Here is a 14,742-nt window from a genome sequence, read left to right as displayed (position 1 = left end):
CGGCGGGGGTACGGCAATGAAAGCGATCGGAAACCAAAGCGGGGCGAAACCGAAGGCCTATCTGCTCTGTTCGGAGTTCGCCGCGGCGGAAAGCAGCGGCGGCAAGGTACGGATCATGCAAAACCTTCGGATGCTCGACACCGTTTACGATGCTCAGCTGCTTTCGTATGGAAAAGTGAAGGGGATACGCAGACGGATAGCCCGTTTTTTCCGGCTCAGAAAACAGCTTTCCGATGCCGATCTCTGTGTCATCGAAGAACCGAAATTGATCTTTTTGATGCTCTTTCTGCCGGTGCGCTGCATCTACTCCTCGCATAATTTCGAGACGGCGCTGCGGTGGCATTTCCTGAAAAACCGCAGAAATTTCCACGCCATGATGAACTTTGCCATCTTTGCTGCCGGGGAGTTCCTGGCGATCCGGCGGGCGGAGGCCGTCATCGCCATCTCCGAGACGCTCAAAAAGCAGCTGCGCCGTTACACGCGCCGCCCCATCTTTGCGATCCCTCCCTTCCCCGAAACGGATGCGGTCCTCCCCGTGGCAGCAACAGATGCGGGTCGGAACTATATCTGCGTCGGCTCCTTCGACTGGCCGCCCAATCTCGACGGTTACAGGTTTTTTGTCACCGAAGTGCTCCCGAAGCTAGATGCAAACACGCGGCATTTTCATTTTGTCGGCAAGCATAATGAGCGTTTTGCGCCCGTCACGGTCAACGGCAATACGGTTTCATGCCACGGGTATATCGCCGATCTGGACGCGTTCTATGCTAAGATGCAGGGCGTTATGGTTCCCATCGTCAGCGGGAGCGGGATCAAAATGAAACTGATCGAAGCGATCGGGAAGGGACTGCCCATTATGACGACCGACAAAGGGGCCGAGGGGCTGGAAGCGTACGGTGCGGCACTCGGTGCGGCGGGTAACGCCACAGCATTTGCGGAGCGCATTATGGCGGTCGAGCGGGACGTCGAACATGCTGCGGCAGCGACTGAGGATGTCCGGTCGGCATTGACGGAAGCTGCGCAGCGGGAGTGGCAAGCGTTTTTTGCCTACATGGCGGAGCGACGATGAAGATCGCCATCATCGATACGGGCTCATTCTCGTTGCCATACGACTACTACTACATCGATGCCCTGCTGGCACAAGGGTACCGGGTCACGTTCTACTGCTCCCGCACGGCGTACAACGATCTCTATCTGGATCTGCTTGCCGAACGCGACAACATCACCCTGAAGATTTTTTCCGTTTCCGGCAGCCGGACAGGGAGACTGCAGGGGGGGTACAACTACCTTCGCATGCTCGTGTCCCTGCTGCTGTCGGCGCACCGCTACGACTACATCCACTTTTTTTGGAGCGTACTGCCCGCTGTGGAGCTCCCTCTGTTTGCCCTACTGAGGCGTAAACTGGTTTTCACCTTTCATAATGATGTCCCCCACGCATGCCCATCGGCAACGTACTTCCCCTACAAGTTGATCTATAATACGGCAAGGCGTGCGCTTTTCGTCAGCCCGTCGACGATGCAGCGCTTTTTGAAGCACTACGGGGTGGATGCCGCGAAAGCGCACTGCCTCAACCACGGGCTGCTGCCGCTCCTGCCGGATGACCCGGTGCCTGAACCGGCGCCGTTGGAGCGAAGCATCATTTTCTGGGGAAACGTCAAGGCGTATAAGGGGGTCGATACCCTTGTTACCATGTGCGAATCGGGTCAGTTTGACGATTTTGGCTTTGAAGTCTACGGCAAATGGGACAGTAAACTGGCACCTTTGAAGGAGAAACTGATAGGGTGCGGTGCCAAGGTTGAGGATCGTTTCCTTACGCTGACAGAGCTGCAGCAGCTCATGCGGCGCAATGCTGTTTTTATTCTCCCGTACAGATCGGCGACCCAGTCGGGGGTCGCCTATACTTTTTTATATTACAATCGCATCTTTATCAGCAGCGATCAGGGCGATAATGCGGCCATTCTTCGGGACGCAGGGCTGGAGATGCTGGTGTTTGATGCCAAGCGTCTGCCGCAGATCCGGTCGGCGGCAGATTTCTGTGTGGAACACAGTGCGGATATTGCCAAAAAACTGCTGCTGCGGCGAAACGTTTTTGAGTGGGGTAATATACTGAAAAGAGCAAAGGAACTTTATGCGTAAGACCACCGATCCCGAGTGCACCCGAGATGATGCGGAAGAGGGGCGGGCATGATCATGCTTAACGGGATCCCATGGGTCGACTACCAGGGGACGCTGATCCCGGATACGGCCCCCCATACCCGTGTCGAACTCTCCGACACCGAAGCCCGGGATCTGCTCCGGCGTACCGGCGCCTATTTCATCCGCTGGGTCAGCGACTTTGACTGCGCGCACGAGACCGCCTTCTGGCACGTGATCAAAGACGGCGAAAGCAGGCTTGAGGCTTTGAGCGGCAATACGCGGCACAATGTGCGGCGGGGGCTGAAGCGCTGCACGATCAGGCAGACCGATGCGGAAACAGTGGCGTCGCAGGGGTATGCTGCCTACAGCAAGGCCTTTGCAAAGTACGAGACCTTTATTGAGCCGCAGTCCGAGGTGCTCTTCGCCCAGAGTATTCTCGGTCTCAAAGTGGATCCGCAGTGGGAGTTCTGGGGGGTCTGGAACGATGAAGGGCGGATGATCGCCTACAGCATGAACAAGATCCAGGAGGGAGCCTGCCTCTACAAGACAACGAAGTTCGACCCGGAGTACCTGCGCCTTTACCCGAGCGACGCGCTCTTTTTCACGATGAACAGCCACTATCTGAACGAACGGGGGCTGCGCTATATCGACGACGGGGCGCGGAGTATCTCGCACGAGACCAACATTCAGGAGTACTTCATTCAGAAGTTCCACTTCCGTAGGGCCTACTGCAGGCTTAATATCATCTACAGCCCGAAAGTGCACCTGGCGGTGACGCTGCTCTACCCTTTCCGGAAACTCTTTGCCGGTCTGAAGCACCCTTTGGCCGGAAAAATCGGGGTGCTCCTGAAGCATGAGGAGATCAGGAGAAGTTTTGAAAGGTAGAGATTCGCTGGCGGTCCGCCTGGGGCGGGTTTTTCAGAACCAGTACCGCCATTTCGGTTTTCTGGATGACGCAGTGCTGCCGTTTTTGAAGCGGAAGCCGATGCCGCTCGTCTGTATCGTCGCGCCCCCGAGAAGCGGTTCGACCCTGACCTACCAGGTATTGACCGCCGCCTTTGAAAACAGCCATCTTGCCAATCTGACCAACCTCCTGTACGCGACACCGGCAGTGGGGTTGCTGCTGCAGCAGAGCGTGTGTGCCGGCTATGAAACGGCGTACCGTTCAAAGATGGGGTTTGTCGACGGTATCTGCGGCGAAGCGGAGGGGCTGAAGTTCTGGAGCCACTGGATGGGGCAGGGGCTTATGGAGGATGCGGCTTCCCTGGACCCTGAAGCCCTTTCACGGCTGAAAGGGCGGCTGGAGCGCGTCTCCGGCAGACCCTATATCACCGGCTACCTCGGGCACGCTTTCAGTATGGAACTGCTACGTCAGACCTTTGACAGGGTGCTGTTCATTCACCTGAAAAGAGACCTCCTCTCCAACAGCTACTCCCTGCTGAAGCTCTCCGGGCAGGGAATGGTATCAACTGTTCCGGCGATCTGTCGGGAGCGGGAGTATGCCGGTCCGCATGCACGCGTTGTGGACCAGATCATGCAGATACACAGGATCATTGAACGCGACTCCGGGAACGACACGATCCAGATCGCCTACGAAGCGCTGTGCGAGGAGCCCGACACGGTTTTGAAGCAGATCGCCGAAAAGGCGTCGGAACTGGGCATAGCGCTGCAGCAGCACAAAAGCATCGCCCCCTTCGAGGTGAGCCGTGTCGCGGCGGAACTGAATGCGGATACGCAGAAGCTCGCAGCACTTATCGGAGGCGAGCATGCCTAGGGTCTCCGTGATCATCCCCGCCTACAATGAAGAGCGCTATATCGCCGCGTGTCTGGACTCCTTTGTCGCATCGGATTACCCGAAAGCGCAGCTGGAGCTTTTTGTCGTCGATGGGATGAGTACCGACCGGACCGGGGAGATTGTTGCCGGGTATGCCGCAACGTATAGCTGGATATCGCTTCTTGAAAACCGGGACCGAACCGCGCCGTATGCGATGAACCTGGGTATTGGCAGGGCGAGCGGGGATTTTATTGTCCGTGCGGATGCCCACAGCAGTTACCCTGCAGATTACCTCTCCAAACTGATACACTGGAGCCAAAAACTCGATGCTGATAACGTCGGGGGATTGTGGCAGACGGACGTTCTGCATGCCACTGCGAAGTCCATGGCCATCAAAAACGTTCTGCGGGATCGTTTCGGGGTCGGGAATGCACTGTTCCGTACCGGTGTCCGGTCGGTGCAGGAGGTCGACACGGTCCCATTCGGCTGTTTCAAAAAAGAGGTTTTCGACCGCTACGGGCTTTATGATACCCGCTTGACCCGCAATCAGGATATTGAACTGAACAAGCGGATCAAACGCGGCGGCGGCAGGATTTTTCTTGTGCCGGATATTCGGTGTACCTATTATGCGCGGGAAACCTTTATGGCATTGGCGAAGAACAACTTCGCCAATGGAAAATGGAACCTTCTTACGGCCGACCTGACGGGTACTTTCGGGTCGTTAAGCGTACGGCATTTTGTGCCGCTCGTTTTTGTGCTGGTACTGTTGCTGCCCCTGTTGTTCTCCCCTCTGCTTCCACAAGCGCTCTATCTTTCGGTTACCGTTTTATTACTGTACACAGGAATCGTTTTACTGCGTGCATGGCAGATAAAGTATAATACGACTCTGTTATACCAATGTGCTGCGTTTTTCGTTTTACATTTTAGTTACGGTCTCGGTGAGCTCGCCGGGACGTGCAGCGTTCTAAAAACCCGCTTGAAAAGGCTAATGACACTATGAACACCTACCAGACCGAAGAGCGTTTCTCTACAGGCGCAGTTATACTGCTGATGCTGGCGGCGTATACATTCAGCATCGCGATCCGCATGATTTGGCTGCAGTGGGCGTCAGATATCCCTGCTTTCTTCTGGCAGGGTCAGGTGATGATCAACACGAATGACGGCTACTACTTTGCCAGCAGTGCCCAGCAGGCACTCGAAGGAATGCATGGGGAAAACCCCCGCGTATTGGAATGGACCGGTCTGGCACTCACGTTTTTGACGACAATGGCGGTCAAACTGCTGCCGGTAGATCTCAATACTGTTCTCTTGTACATGCCGGCCGCTATTTCTAGCCTTGTCGTCATTCCTATCATCTTAATAGGGCGCCTTTACAATGCTACACCGCTGGGATTCTATGCTGCTTTGATCGGTTCGATCGCCTGGAGCTATTATAACCGGACGATGGTCGGCTACTACGATACGGACATGTTTTCGGCGATGGCGCCAATGTTTATCCTCTACTTCCTGATGGCGACGATCGAAAAAGAGACCTTTACCAATGCGCTGCTGGCGGCGCTCTCGATCGCCCTCTATCGTTTCCTGTATGATCAGGGGCTTTCATTGATCTACGCTATGGGGTTGCTTTACATTGGTTACATGGTGCTCTTTCACCGCTATGAGAAGTTTACCTACCACTCTATTGTACTGATTTCCATCGCCCTGATGCCATTGACATTGTGGATCAAACTGTTCGTGTTGGTGGGTGTACATCTGGGTTTGAAACGTGGCAATTTTGCCCTGCGCCATCTTGTGATTGCCGCAGGAGTTACCCTCTTGGTCTTTCTGATTACTGGGAATGGATTCGCCATCATCTGGCACAAGCTCTCGGGCTATCTGATCCGCGGGACGGAAGAGAGTGGCCTTCATTTCTACAAGGTCAGCCAGACTGTAAGGGAGGCGGGGACGATCCCCTTCAGCGTGATGGCGGACCGGATCTCAGGCTCCGTCCCGGGCGTGATAGCGGCGTTGATCGGCTATCTGCTACTTGTGATGCGCTCCAGACCTTTTCTGCTCGCGTTGCCGCTAATCGGCATCGGCGTCTTTTCGCTCTGGGGCGGTCTGCGTTTTACCGTCTATGCGGTTCCCGTCGCTGCGCTCGGGGCCGTCTACCTTTTTTATGTGCTGGCCTCCTATATTCCCAATCATAAAGCTTCCTGGGCTGCGGTGGCGTTGTTGACGGGACTGATGCTCTTCCCGAACATCAAACATATCATCGGCTATAAAGTACCGACTGTCTTCACCAAGGAAGAGGTAGCGCTTCTGGACAAGATGAAAGCCATCGGCGGCGAGCGGGATTACGTCATCACCTGGTGGGACTACGGCTATCCCATCTGGTATTACAGCAATATGAACACCCTGATCGACGGGGGAAAACACAGCCATGACAACTATATCGTTTCGCGCGTGTTGACGACGGATTCCCCGAAAGAGGCGGCGTCGCTGTCGCGCCTGGCGGTGGAAACCTATGTCGATTCGGGCTACAGGGTTGCCGCCGATACCCTTTTTAGGAACAAGCAGCCCGACCAGGTCGATACCGAGGCGTATCTGGAACAGCTGCGTGTCGGGGATGTGACGCTGCCCGAACCGACCCGTGATATCTATCTCTACCTGCCGCTGCGGATGCTCGATATCTTCAGCACGATCAAAGTGTTCTCTAACCTGGATCTGCAGAGCGGGCAGTCGTACAAGATGCCGTTCTACTACGTGACGGGGTATGCCAAACAGTCCGGCAATGTTGTCGATCTCGGCAACGGCTTGCGTCTTGACCTGCAAAAGAGCGTACTGCAGGCCGGCCGGCAGAGCCTTCCGCTGCGCCGTTTCGTCATGACTGAAGAGCACGAGAACGGTCCGGTGGGCAAGCAGGTCAATCTGCTGCATTTCGACGGGACGCTTTCCGTCATTTTCATGCGCAGCGCGAACAAATTCCTGGTGCTTGACGAGGAGATGTACCAGTCCCTCTTTATCCAGATGGGGGTCCTGGAGAACTACGATACCGATCTCTATGAACCGGTCATTCTCTCCCCATGGGCCAAGATCTACCGCCTGAAGATATGATACAGGGACTTTCCCGCCGGGACGCCTTTGCCAAACGCCTCTTTGACATCCTGTTGGCGGGGACGGGGTTGCTGCTGGGGTGGTGGATGATCCTGCTGCTGATCGTGGCGGCGGGCATCGATACCCGGAGGTCGGGGCTTTTTACGCAGCAGCGCATTGGGCGCCACGGGCACCCTTTCACGGTCTTCAAGATCCGGACGATGCGCACGGTCAGCGGTGTCGATACGACGGTGACGACGCGCAATGACGTCCGGATTACACCGCTGGGGAAGCAGTTACGGCGTTTCAAGCTTGACGAACTGCCCCAACTGTTCAACATCCTTATCGGCGACATGAGTTTTGTAGGCCCTCGTCCCGACGTTGCGGGCTATGCCGACCGGCTCGAGGGGGAGGACAGGGTGATCCTCGGAATCCGTCCCGGGATCACGGGACCGGCAACGCTGAAGTACCGGGACGAGGAGGCCCTCTTGGCCGAACAGACGGATCCGCAACGCTATAATGATATGGTGATTTGGCCCGACAAAGTACGGATCAACCGTGCCTATGTCGAGCAGTGGTCCCTTCAAAAGGATCTGGCATACATCTGGATGACCCTTAAAGGATAGTGGTGGCACGTCTTTTCCTCTCACCTCCCCACATGACCGGCAACGAGCAGCGCTACATCGCCGAAGTGTTCGAGAGTAACTACATTGCGCCGCTCGGGCCGATGGTGACACGGTTCGAGCAGGCAATCTGCGACTATACGCAGGCGCCGTTCGCGCTAGGCACTTCCAGCGGGACGGCGGCGCTGCACCTGGCGCTGCGGGTGAGCGGTATCGGGGAGGGCGATATCGTTTTGGCGTCGTCGTTCACCTTCATCGGTTCCGTTGCTGCCATTCTTTACCAGCAGGCGACACCGCTTTTCATCGATGCGGAGGCAAAGAGCTGGAACCTCTCCCCCGAGCTGCTCGAGACGGCGATTGCACAGGCACCGAAGATGCCGAAGGCCCTGATCGTGACCCACCTTTACGGCCAGTGCGCGGAGATGCGGCGGATCATGGCGATCTGCCGGCAGCACGGTATCGTCGTGATCGAGGACGCCGCCGAGAGTCTCGGGGCGACTCTGGACGGCGTCCATACGGGAACCTGGGGCGACTTCGGCGTCTACTCGTTTAACGGGAACAAGATCCTCTCCACCTCCGGCGGGGGGATGCTCGTCGCTAAAAGTGGAGAGGCGATTGCAAAGGCGATGTTCTATGCGACGCAGGCGAAAGAGCCGACCCCTTGGTACGAGCACAAAGAGCTGGGGTACAACTACCGTATGAGCAATGTACTGGCCGCTATCGGGGTGGCGCAGATGGAGGTGCTTTCCGAGCGTGTCACACAGCGTCGCCGGATCTTCGGCTGGTACAAAGAAGCGTTGGGGGAGATTGACGAGATCACCTTTATGCCGGAGCTGCCGGATGCCCAGGGAAACCGCTGGTTGACGACGCTGACCCTGAGCCATACCGACCCCGAGCGGGTTCGAACGGCGCTGGAAGCCCGGGATATCGAAAGCCGTCCCCTCTGGAAGCCGATGCACCTTCAGCCCCTGTTTTCGGGGGCGGCCGCGGTGAAGGATGGGACAAGTGAACAATTGTTCTCTCGCGGTCTCTGCCTGCCCAGCGGGACGCAGATGACGCAGGAGGATGTTGTCAGGGTCTCCGACATTATCCGGAAGGTTGTGGTGTGAGCGGGCTGCTGCGACCGACGTCCGGCAAGCGGATCCTTTTTTTTCTGCTGCTGGATATGCTGCTTTCTCTCGCAACGCTGTACGGCGCCTACGCCCTGCGTTTCAACTTTGACATTCCGCTGCGCTTCTTTTCATCCTTTGACACGGTTTATTTCTATCTGGTCGGCTTCAAGATCGTTGCGTTTTTCCTTTTTCGGATCTACTTTATCGTCTGGCGTTTCGTCGGCTTCGCGGAGGCGAAGAACATTGTCAAGGCCCATGTGGCGGCCTATGCGGTTTTCACGGGCTTTTACCTGCTTTTCCCGGCACTCTTCGACCCCTTCCCCCGCAGTGTCATTATCATCGACTTTTTTCTCTCCCTCTTCGCTATCGGCGTCCTGCGCGTCGCCAAACGGCTGATGACGGAGCAGGAGCGTTCCTCCCACCAGCAACCGGTGCTGCTGCTCGGCGTCAACCCCAAAACGGCTTCGATCATCAAAAGTGCGCAGGAGGGGGATATCCCGTACTACCCTTCCGCGGTCGTTGTGCTGTCCGCGGAGAACCGCAGTGCCGTCGGGACCTATATCAGCAATATCCGCGTTTACGGCGAGGAGACACTTGAATCCCTGATAAACGAGCGCGGGATCGCCGCGGCGATTGTCACCAGCAACCTGGCGCAGGATGAGCTTCAGGCGCTCTACGAGCGTCTGAGCGATGCCGGGGTAAATGAAGTCAAACGGGTGCGGCTGCTGGGAGGACAGTATGACAAACTCGAAGATCTCTCCATCGAAGACCTCCTCGCCCGTCATCCGAAGGATCTGGACAAGGAAGTGATTGCCGGTTTTGTGAAAGGGAAGCGCGTGTTTATCACGGGTGCGGGAGGCAGTATCGGGAGTGAGATCGCCCGTCAGTGCCACCGTTTCGGCGCATCGGCCCTGGCCCTGATCGACCACAGCGAGTTCAATCTCTATACGGTCGGCGAAGCGATCCCCACGGCGGCGCTGGAGATGTTCAGCGTGACCGACGACTGGATGCTGCAGGAGAAGATGGCGGCCTTCGGAGCCGACATTGTCATCCATGCCGCGGCCTACAAGCATGTCCCACTGTGCGAAGCCAACAAGGCTGCGGCGGTGCGCAATAACGTCCTGGGGACGAAAAACGTTATCGATGCCAGCATTGCCGCGGGCGTTGAGAAGGTGGTCATTGTTTCGACGGACAAGGCCGTGCGCCCGACCAATGTCATGGGGGCGACCAAAAGGGTAACGGAGCTCTATGCGGGGAACGTCGAGAGCGGCGGTACGGAGATCGTCGCCGTGCGTTTCGGCAACGTGCTGGGGTCCAGCGGCAGCGTTATCCCGAAGTTCAAGCGGCAGATTGAAGCGGGCGGGCCTGTGACGGTAACCGACCCGGAGATGACGCGCTACTTCATGCTGATCCCCGAGGCGTGTCAGCTGGTGCTGCAGGCGGCTGCCATCGCCAAAGGGGGCGAGCTGTTTATCCTTGACATGGGCGAACCGGTGAAGATCATCGATCTGGCCCGGCAGATGATCCGGCTTTACGGCAGGGAGGATGAGATCCGGATCGAACTGTGCGGCCTGCGCCCGGGCGAAAAACTCTACGAAGAGCTGCTGATCGACGAGACGGAGGAGAAGACCCGGTACAGCTCCATCTTCATTGCCGGCAAAACGGACTATCCGATCAAAGCACTGGAAGAGGATATCGCTGCGCTACTGGCAGCGAGCGACAAGGTCGCGGCGTTGAAAAAGATCGTGCCGGAGTTTGATCATAAGCCCTAAAGGGCAATACATGTGAGCAACTAAATTGCGAATCGTATAAGCCTTAAAAGGCAACGCAAGCGAAGGACTAAATCCTGAGTCGTGTAAGCCCTAAAGGGCAATACAAGCGAGGAACTAAATTCCAAGCCGGGCTGGGCTTAGTCCAGTTCCGTCTTCAGAACCGCGCCGTTGGAGGCATTGGAGACGAGCAGGCTGTAGCGCTTGAGCCACTTGGAGTTGATGGCTTTCTTATGCGGTTTGAAGTGCAGACGGCGGCGTTCGAGCTCTTCCCCGGCGACGTTGAGCTGCAGCAGGTGCGTATCGACATCGAGTTCGATCTCGTCGCCGTCCTCGATCAGGCCGATGAGGCCGCCCTCGGCCGCTTCGGGGCTGACGTGACCGATGGAGGCACCGCGGGTCGCCCCCGAGAAGCGGCCGTCGGTGATGAGGGCGACGCTCTCGCCGAGGCCCATCCCCATGATGAGCGACGTCGGCGCCAGCATCTCCTGCATGCCCGGACCCCCTTTGGGACCTTCGTAGCGGATGACGACGACATTGCCCGGCTTGACCTTGTGGCCGATGATGCCGGCAATCGCCTCCTGCTGGGAGTTGAAGCAGACGGCGGTTCCTTTGAACTGGCGCATGCTCGGCGCGATACCGGCCGTTTTGACGACAGCGCCCTCTTCGGCAAGGTTGCCGAAGAGGATGGAAAGCCCGCCGACCGGGGAGTAGGCGTTTTCGTTGGTGTGGATGACACCGGTATCTTTGATCTCGGCATCGGCGATGCGTTCACCGATCGTTTCCCCCGTGACCGTCGGGTTGTCCAGGTGCAGCAGTCCGCCGCGGCGGCTGACCTCTTTCATGACGGCATTGACCCCGCCCGCGCGGCCGATGTCCTCCATGTGGACGGTACCGAGCGACGGAGAGATCTTCGCGATGTGTGAAACGTTCTTTGCGATCTCGTTGATCTTGGTAATGTCGAAATCGACCTCCGCCTCTTTCGCGATGGCGAGCATATGAAGGACCGTGTTGCTTGAACCACCCATCGCCATATCGACGACGAAGGCGTTGTGGATCGCTTTTTCGTTGAGGACGTTGCGGAGGTTGTACTTCGGATCATCCGCCTTGGCCATGTCGACGATACGCTTGGCCGCCTGCTTGACCATCTCGATCCGCTCCGGCGTCATCGCGAGGACCGTACCGTTGCCCGGCAGGGCGATACCCATCGCTTCGCAAAGGGTGTTCATGGAGTTTGCGGTGAACATCCCCGAGCACGAACCACCCGACGGACAGGCTTCGCATTCGATCTCGTAGAGCTCCTCGTCGCTCATATTGCCTTCGGCGTGCTGGCCGACGGCTTCGAAGGCTGTAGCCAGGTCGATCGGCGTGCCGTCTTTTTTGTGGCCGGCCGCCATCGGGCCGCCGGAGACGAAGACCGTCGGAACATTGACGCGCAGGGCACCCATGATCATCCCCGGAACGATCTTGTCGCAGTTGGGGATACAGATCAGTGCGTCGAGCTTGTGGGCGTTCATCACGGTTTCGATGCTGTCGGCGATCAGTTCGCGGCTGGGCAGGGAGTAGAGCATTCCGTCGTGGCCCATGGCGATCCCGTCGTCGACACCGATCGTGTTGAACTCGAACGGGACCCCACCCGCTTCGCGGATCGCTTCTTTGACGATACGGCCGTACTCCTGCAGGAAGAAGTGGCCCGGGATGATGTCGATGTGGCTGTTGGCAACCCCGATGAAAGGTTTGTCAAAATCCTCGTCTTTGAGGCCGGTCGCTCTGAAAAGACTCCGGTGCGGGGTGCGGTCGAAGCCGCGTTTGACTGTATCGCTGCGCATAGATTGGTCCTTCTCTATATATAATATGCAAATTTTCGAGATTATAGCGAAGTTTTCGGCAAAAGCTCGAAAAAGCCTTGACATTAGAAAGGGATTTGCCTATAATTTCGGTCCACAACAACAGATGCGGGAATAGCTCAGTGGTAGAGCACAACCTTGCCAAGGTTGGGGTCGCGAGTTCGAACCTCGTTTCCCGCTCCATTTTTTATTTTTAAACACCCCAACTGAAACTTCTTAGACTTCAAAGCAGAGGTTTGAGTTGGGGTTTTTTTTGGTGTCTTGAGCCCGGATGGCGAAATTGGTAGACGCAAGGGACTTAAAATCCCTCGATCATTGCGATCGTGCCGGTTCGATCCCGGCTCCGGGCACCACCGGTGGCGCCATAGCCAAGTGGTAAGGCATGGGTTTGCAAAACCTTGATCCCCGGTTCGAGTCCGGGTGGCGCCTCCACCAAAACTCCGACTTTTATTTATGGACAGATGGCAGAGCTGGTTGAATGCACCGGTCTTGAAAACCGGCGAGGGTCATACCTCCCAGGGTTCGAATCCCTGTCTGTCCGCCACCCCTTCACTAACCTTCAGAATACGATTCTTCTACGAGTATTTATCCGTTAAAAGCGACATGCTGTTGACGTTCCGCAGTTTGACCGGGAAAACGCAACGGTTCAATCCCTACATTTGACAGAAGCGTTCGGGAAACCGGTTTGCGTAAGCGCGTTGGCTGGACACGCGGGCTCGCATGTTTCTCACACCGAAAACACGGATGAAAAACCCGCCAAGTCTGCCGTATTGCATGGGTTCTAAAGAGCTTTTATAAAACGTTAAAAAACATTTAAAGATTTTTTTCATTATTTTTTCATTTTGATGCGAGCATAATACACTGAAACCATAAGGAGGTGTGTTATGCAAAGTAAATTGCTGGTGGCCTGTTTGGCAGTGGTGGGTTTGGGTGCGTCGCTTACGGCAGGCGCGCTGACACCCGAGGAAGCGTTGGGCAAAATGATCTATTTCGATCAAAGCCTCTCATACAACGGGAACCTCTCCTGTGCCGGCTGTCACGCGCCCGAAACGGGCTTCACCGGTCCCCTCTCGGGCATCAACGCCTCCGGAGCGGTTTACGAGGGGTCGGTCGCCGGGCGTTTCGGCAATCGGAAACCGCCGAGCGCGGCGTATGCGACTCTGAGTCCGATCCTGCATTATGTCATGCAGCAGAAACAGGCGGTATTCACAGGCGGCAATTTCTGGAACGGCCGCGCGACGGGTGAAAAGTTGGGTAATCCCGCCGCCGACCAAGCTCAGGGCCCTTTTTTAAACCCGCTTGAACAGGCGCTTGCGACACCGGATGATGTCGTGACAGGGGTCTGCAGTGGCTTCTATGCCGATCTTTTCACGTCCGTATGGGGAGTCAGTGCCTGTCTGCCGGAGAACGTCGAGATCGCCTTTGACGCCATTGCGCTCTCCATCGCCGCCTACGAGGCATCGAATGAGGTCAACGCATTCACGTCGAAATATGATTACTATCTACAGGGCATGGCCGAGCTGACAAAGGAGGAGCGCAAAGGGCTTGATCTTTTCAAGGGCAAAGGCAAATGCGCGAACTGCCACGTGCTGAACGCAGGGGCGGACGGCACGCCGCCGCTCCTGACCGATTATACCTTTGACAATCTCGGTGTGCCCCGCAACCCGGAGAATCCTTTTTACACCCAAGACGCACAGTACAACCCGCTGGGCTACGCATGGACGGACCGTGGTCTCGGAGAGTTCCTGGCCACCCGATTGGATTACGCGGCGTTCGCGGCGGCAAACGAAGGCAAGCAGAAGGTGCCGACGCTGCGCAACGTCGACAAGCGGCCCGACGCGCTTTTCGTCAAGGCCTATACCCACAACGGTTACTTCAAAAGCCTGAAATCGATCGTCCACTTCTACAACACGCGCGACGTGCTGCCACGGTGCGAAAACGCTATGACCACCGAAGCGGATGCTTTGGCGCAGGGGTGTTGGCCGGCGCCGGAAGTTCCTGAGAATATCAATACGAAAGAGCTTGGCGATCTTCACCTGACGGGGGAACAGGAGGATGCGATCGTCGTCTTCCTGAAGACCCTCTCCGACGGCTATCAGCCCTGATCCCGCTGCCGTAAGCGCACCCTGTCTCTTTTGATGCCGAAGGCTTCAAGTCGGAAGAGACAATCAGCGCCATACGGCCGCAGCAGCGCCAAAACAGTGTCGGTACCCTGACACAAGGGGTGCCGGATCAACGGCGCGCTACCCTCTCCATATGATAACTCCTTGTAATTCATACATTAAGTAGCTATTATAAATAAAACAATATACTATCATGAAAACCATTCTGACTTCTGGCATGCTGCCGTTACGGTGTTTGCCGGGAGGCTTGTATAATTGAGTTGAAGAATATGGCGAAAAGGGGATA

General features: G+C 56.6%; 11 protein-coding genes and 4 tRNA genes. 14 read left to right on the top strand and 1 reads right to left on the bottom strand.

What is annotated here, in order from left to right:
* Nucleotides 1-16 precede the first annotated feature (16 nt).
* The 9 genes from LOH54_RS12245 to LOH54_RS12205 are packed head-to-tail and all read left to right on the top strand — an operon-like array spanning nucleotide 17 to nucleotide 10,489.
* Nucleotides 17-1,066, top strand: coding sequence for a glycosyltransferase (locus LOH54_RS12245; RefSeq protein WP_231019381.1), 1,050 nt, complete (start codon nucleotides 17-19; stop codon nucleotides 1,064-1,066).
* Nucleotides 1,063-2,133, top strand: a complete 1,071-nt coding sequence (locus tag LOH54_RS12240; RefSeq protein ID WP_231019380.1) for a glycosyltransferase — start codon at nucleotides 1,063-1,065, stop codon at nucleotides 2,131-2,133. The genes LOH54_RS12245 and LOH54_RS12240 overlap by 4 nt, the downstream gene beginning before the upstream one ends.
* Before the next feature lie 48 nt (nucleotides 2,134-2,181).
* Nucleotides 2,182-3,018 (top strand): GNAT family N-acetyltransferase, encoded by an 837-nt coding sequence (locus LOH54_RS12235; RefSeq protein ID WP_231019379.1) that lies wholly within the window; start codon nucleotides 2,182-2,184, stop codon nucleotides 3,016-3,018.
* Entirely contained in the window at nucleotides 3,008-3,907 is a 900-nt protein-coding gene (locus tag LOH54_RS12230; protein ID WP_231019378.1) for a sulfotransferase, read from the top strand. The genes LOH54_RS12235 and LOH54_RS12230 overlap by 11 nt, the downstream gene beginning before the upstream one ends.
* A 7-nt stretch (nucleotides 3,908-3,914) precedes the next feature.
* A complete protein-coding gene (locus tag LOH54_RS12225) occupies nucleotides 3,915-4,907 on the top strand; it encodes a glycosyltransferase family 2 protein (protein WP_231019377.1) in 993 nt (330 codons plus the stop codon).
* Nucleotides 4,904-7,003: an STT3 domain-containing protein gene (locus LOH54_RS12220; protein ID WP_231019376.1), complete on the top strand. Its 2,100-nt coding sequence runs from the start codon at nucleotides 4,904-4,906 to the stop codon at nucleotides 7,001-7,003. The genes LOH54_RS12225 and LOH54_RS12220 overlap by 4 nt, the downstream gene beginning before the upstream one ends.
* On the top strand, nucleotides 7,000-7,608 hold the full coding sequence (locus LOH54_RS12215; protein WP_231019375.1) for a sugar transferase: 609 nt from the start codon (nucleotides 7,000-7,002) through the stop codon (nucleotides 7,606-7,608). The genes LOH54_RS12220 and LOH54_RS12215 overlap by 4 nt, the downstream gene beginning before the upstream one ends.
* A 2-nt stretch (nucleotides 7,609-7,610) precedes the next feature.
* A complete protein-coding gene (locus tag LOH54_RS12210) occupies nucleotides 7,611-8,714 on the top strand; it encodes a DegT/DnrJ/EryC1/StrS family aminotransferase (RefSeq protein WP_283949353.1) in 1,104 nt (367 codons plus the stop codon).
* Nucleotides 8,711-10,489 carry a UDP-N-acetylglucosamine 4,6-dehydratase family protein gene (locus LOH54_RS12205; RefSeq protein WP_349636716.1) on the top strand — a complete coding sequence of 593 codons (1,779 nt, stop codon included), beginning with the start codon at nucleotides 8,711-8,713 and terminating at the stop codon, nucleotides 10,487-10,489. Before LOH54_RS12210 ends, LOH54_RS12205 begins: the two co-directional genes overlap by 4 nt.
* A gap of 137 nt (nucleotides 10,490-10,626) precedes the next feature.
* Here the strand turns inward: LOH54_RS12205 and ilvD are convergent, their stop codons facing one another.
* Nucleotides 10,627-12,315 (bottom strand): dihydroxy-acid dehydratase, encoded by a 1,689-nt coding sequence (gene ilvD, locus LOH54_RS12200; RefSeq protein ID WP_231019373.1) that lies wholly within the window; start codon nucleotides 12,313-12,315, stop codon nucleotides 10,627-10,629.
* Nucleotides 12,316-12,441: 126 nt separating this feature from the next.
* Between ilvD and LOH54_RS12195 the strand changes: the two genes are divergently transcribed.
* The 5 genes from LOH54_RS12195 (at nucleotide 12,442) to LOH54_RS12175 (ending at nucleotide 14,438) form a co-directional block, all read left to right on the top strand.
* Nucleotides 12,442-12,516 (top strand) — tRNA-Gly (locus LOH54_RS12195).
* Between the two features lie 82 nt (nucleotides 12,517-12,598).
* Nucleotides 12,599-12,686, top strand: a tRNA-Leu gene (locus LOH54_RS12190).
* Nucleotides 12,687-12,691: 5 nt separating this feature from the next.
* A tRNA-Cys gene (locus LOH54_RS12185) sits at nucleotides 12,692-12,765 on the top strand.
* A 23-nt stretch (nucleotides 12,766-12,788) separates the two neighbouring features.
* A tRNA-Ser gene (locus tag LOH54_RS12180) sits at nucleotides 12,789-12,877 on the top strand.
* A gap of 340 nt (nucleotides 12,878-13,217) precedes the next feature.
* A complete protein-coding gene (locus LOH54_RS12175) occupies nucleotides 13,218-14,438 on the top strand; it encodes a cytochrome-c peroxidase (RefSeq protein WP_231019372.1) in 1,221 nt (406 codons plus the stop codon).
* The last annotated feature ends 304 nt before the right edge of the window (nucleotides 14,439-14,742 follow it).

It is taken from the genome of Sulfurimonas sp. HSL-3221 (genome assembly GCF_021044585.1).
GTDB lineage: Bacteria > Campylobacterota > Campylobacteria > Campylobacterales > Sulfurimonadaceae > Thiomicrolovo > Thiomicrolovo sulfuroxydans.
The sequence above is the reverse complement of the archived record's forward strand: the minus strand, read 5'-3'. Positions and strand labels throughout refer to the sequence as shown.

Bases quoted from the DNA above. Each gene is read 5' to 3' on its own strand.
- LOH54_RS12245 (WP_231019381.1), top strand. From the start codon at position 17: ATGAAAGCGATCGGAAACCAAAGCGGGGCGAAACCGAAGGCCTATCTG.
- LOH54_RS12240 (WP_231019380.1), top strand. From the start codon at position 1,063: ATGAAGATCGCCATCATCGATACGGGCTCATTCTCGTTGCCATACGAC.
- LOH54_RS12235 (WP_231019379.1), top strand. From the start codon at position 2,182: ATGATCATGCTTAACGGGATCCCATGGGTCGACTACCAGGGGACGCTG.
- LOH54_RS12220 (WP_231019376.1), top strand. From the start codon at position 4,904: ATGAACACCTACCAGACCGAAGAGCGTTTCTCTACAGGCGCAGTTATA.
- LOH54_RS12215 (WP_231019375.1), top strand. From the start codon at position 7,000: ATGATACAGGGACTTTCCCGCCGGGACGCCTTTGCCAAACGCCTCTTT.
- ilvD (WP_231019373.1), bottom strand. From the start codon at position 12,315: ATGCGCAGCGATACAGTCAAACGCGGCTTCGACCGCACCCCGCACCGG.
- LOH54_RS12175 (WP_231019372.1), top strand. From the start codon at position 13,218: ATGCAAAGTAAATTGCTGGTGGCCTGTTTGGCAGTGGTGGGTTTGGGT.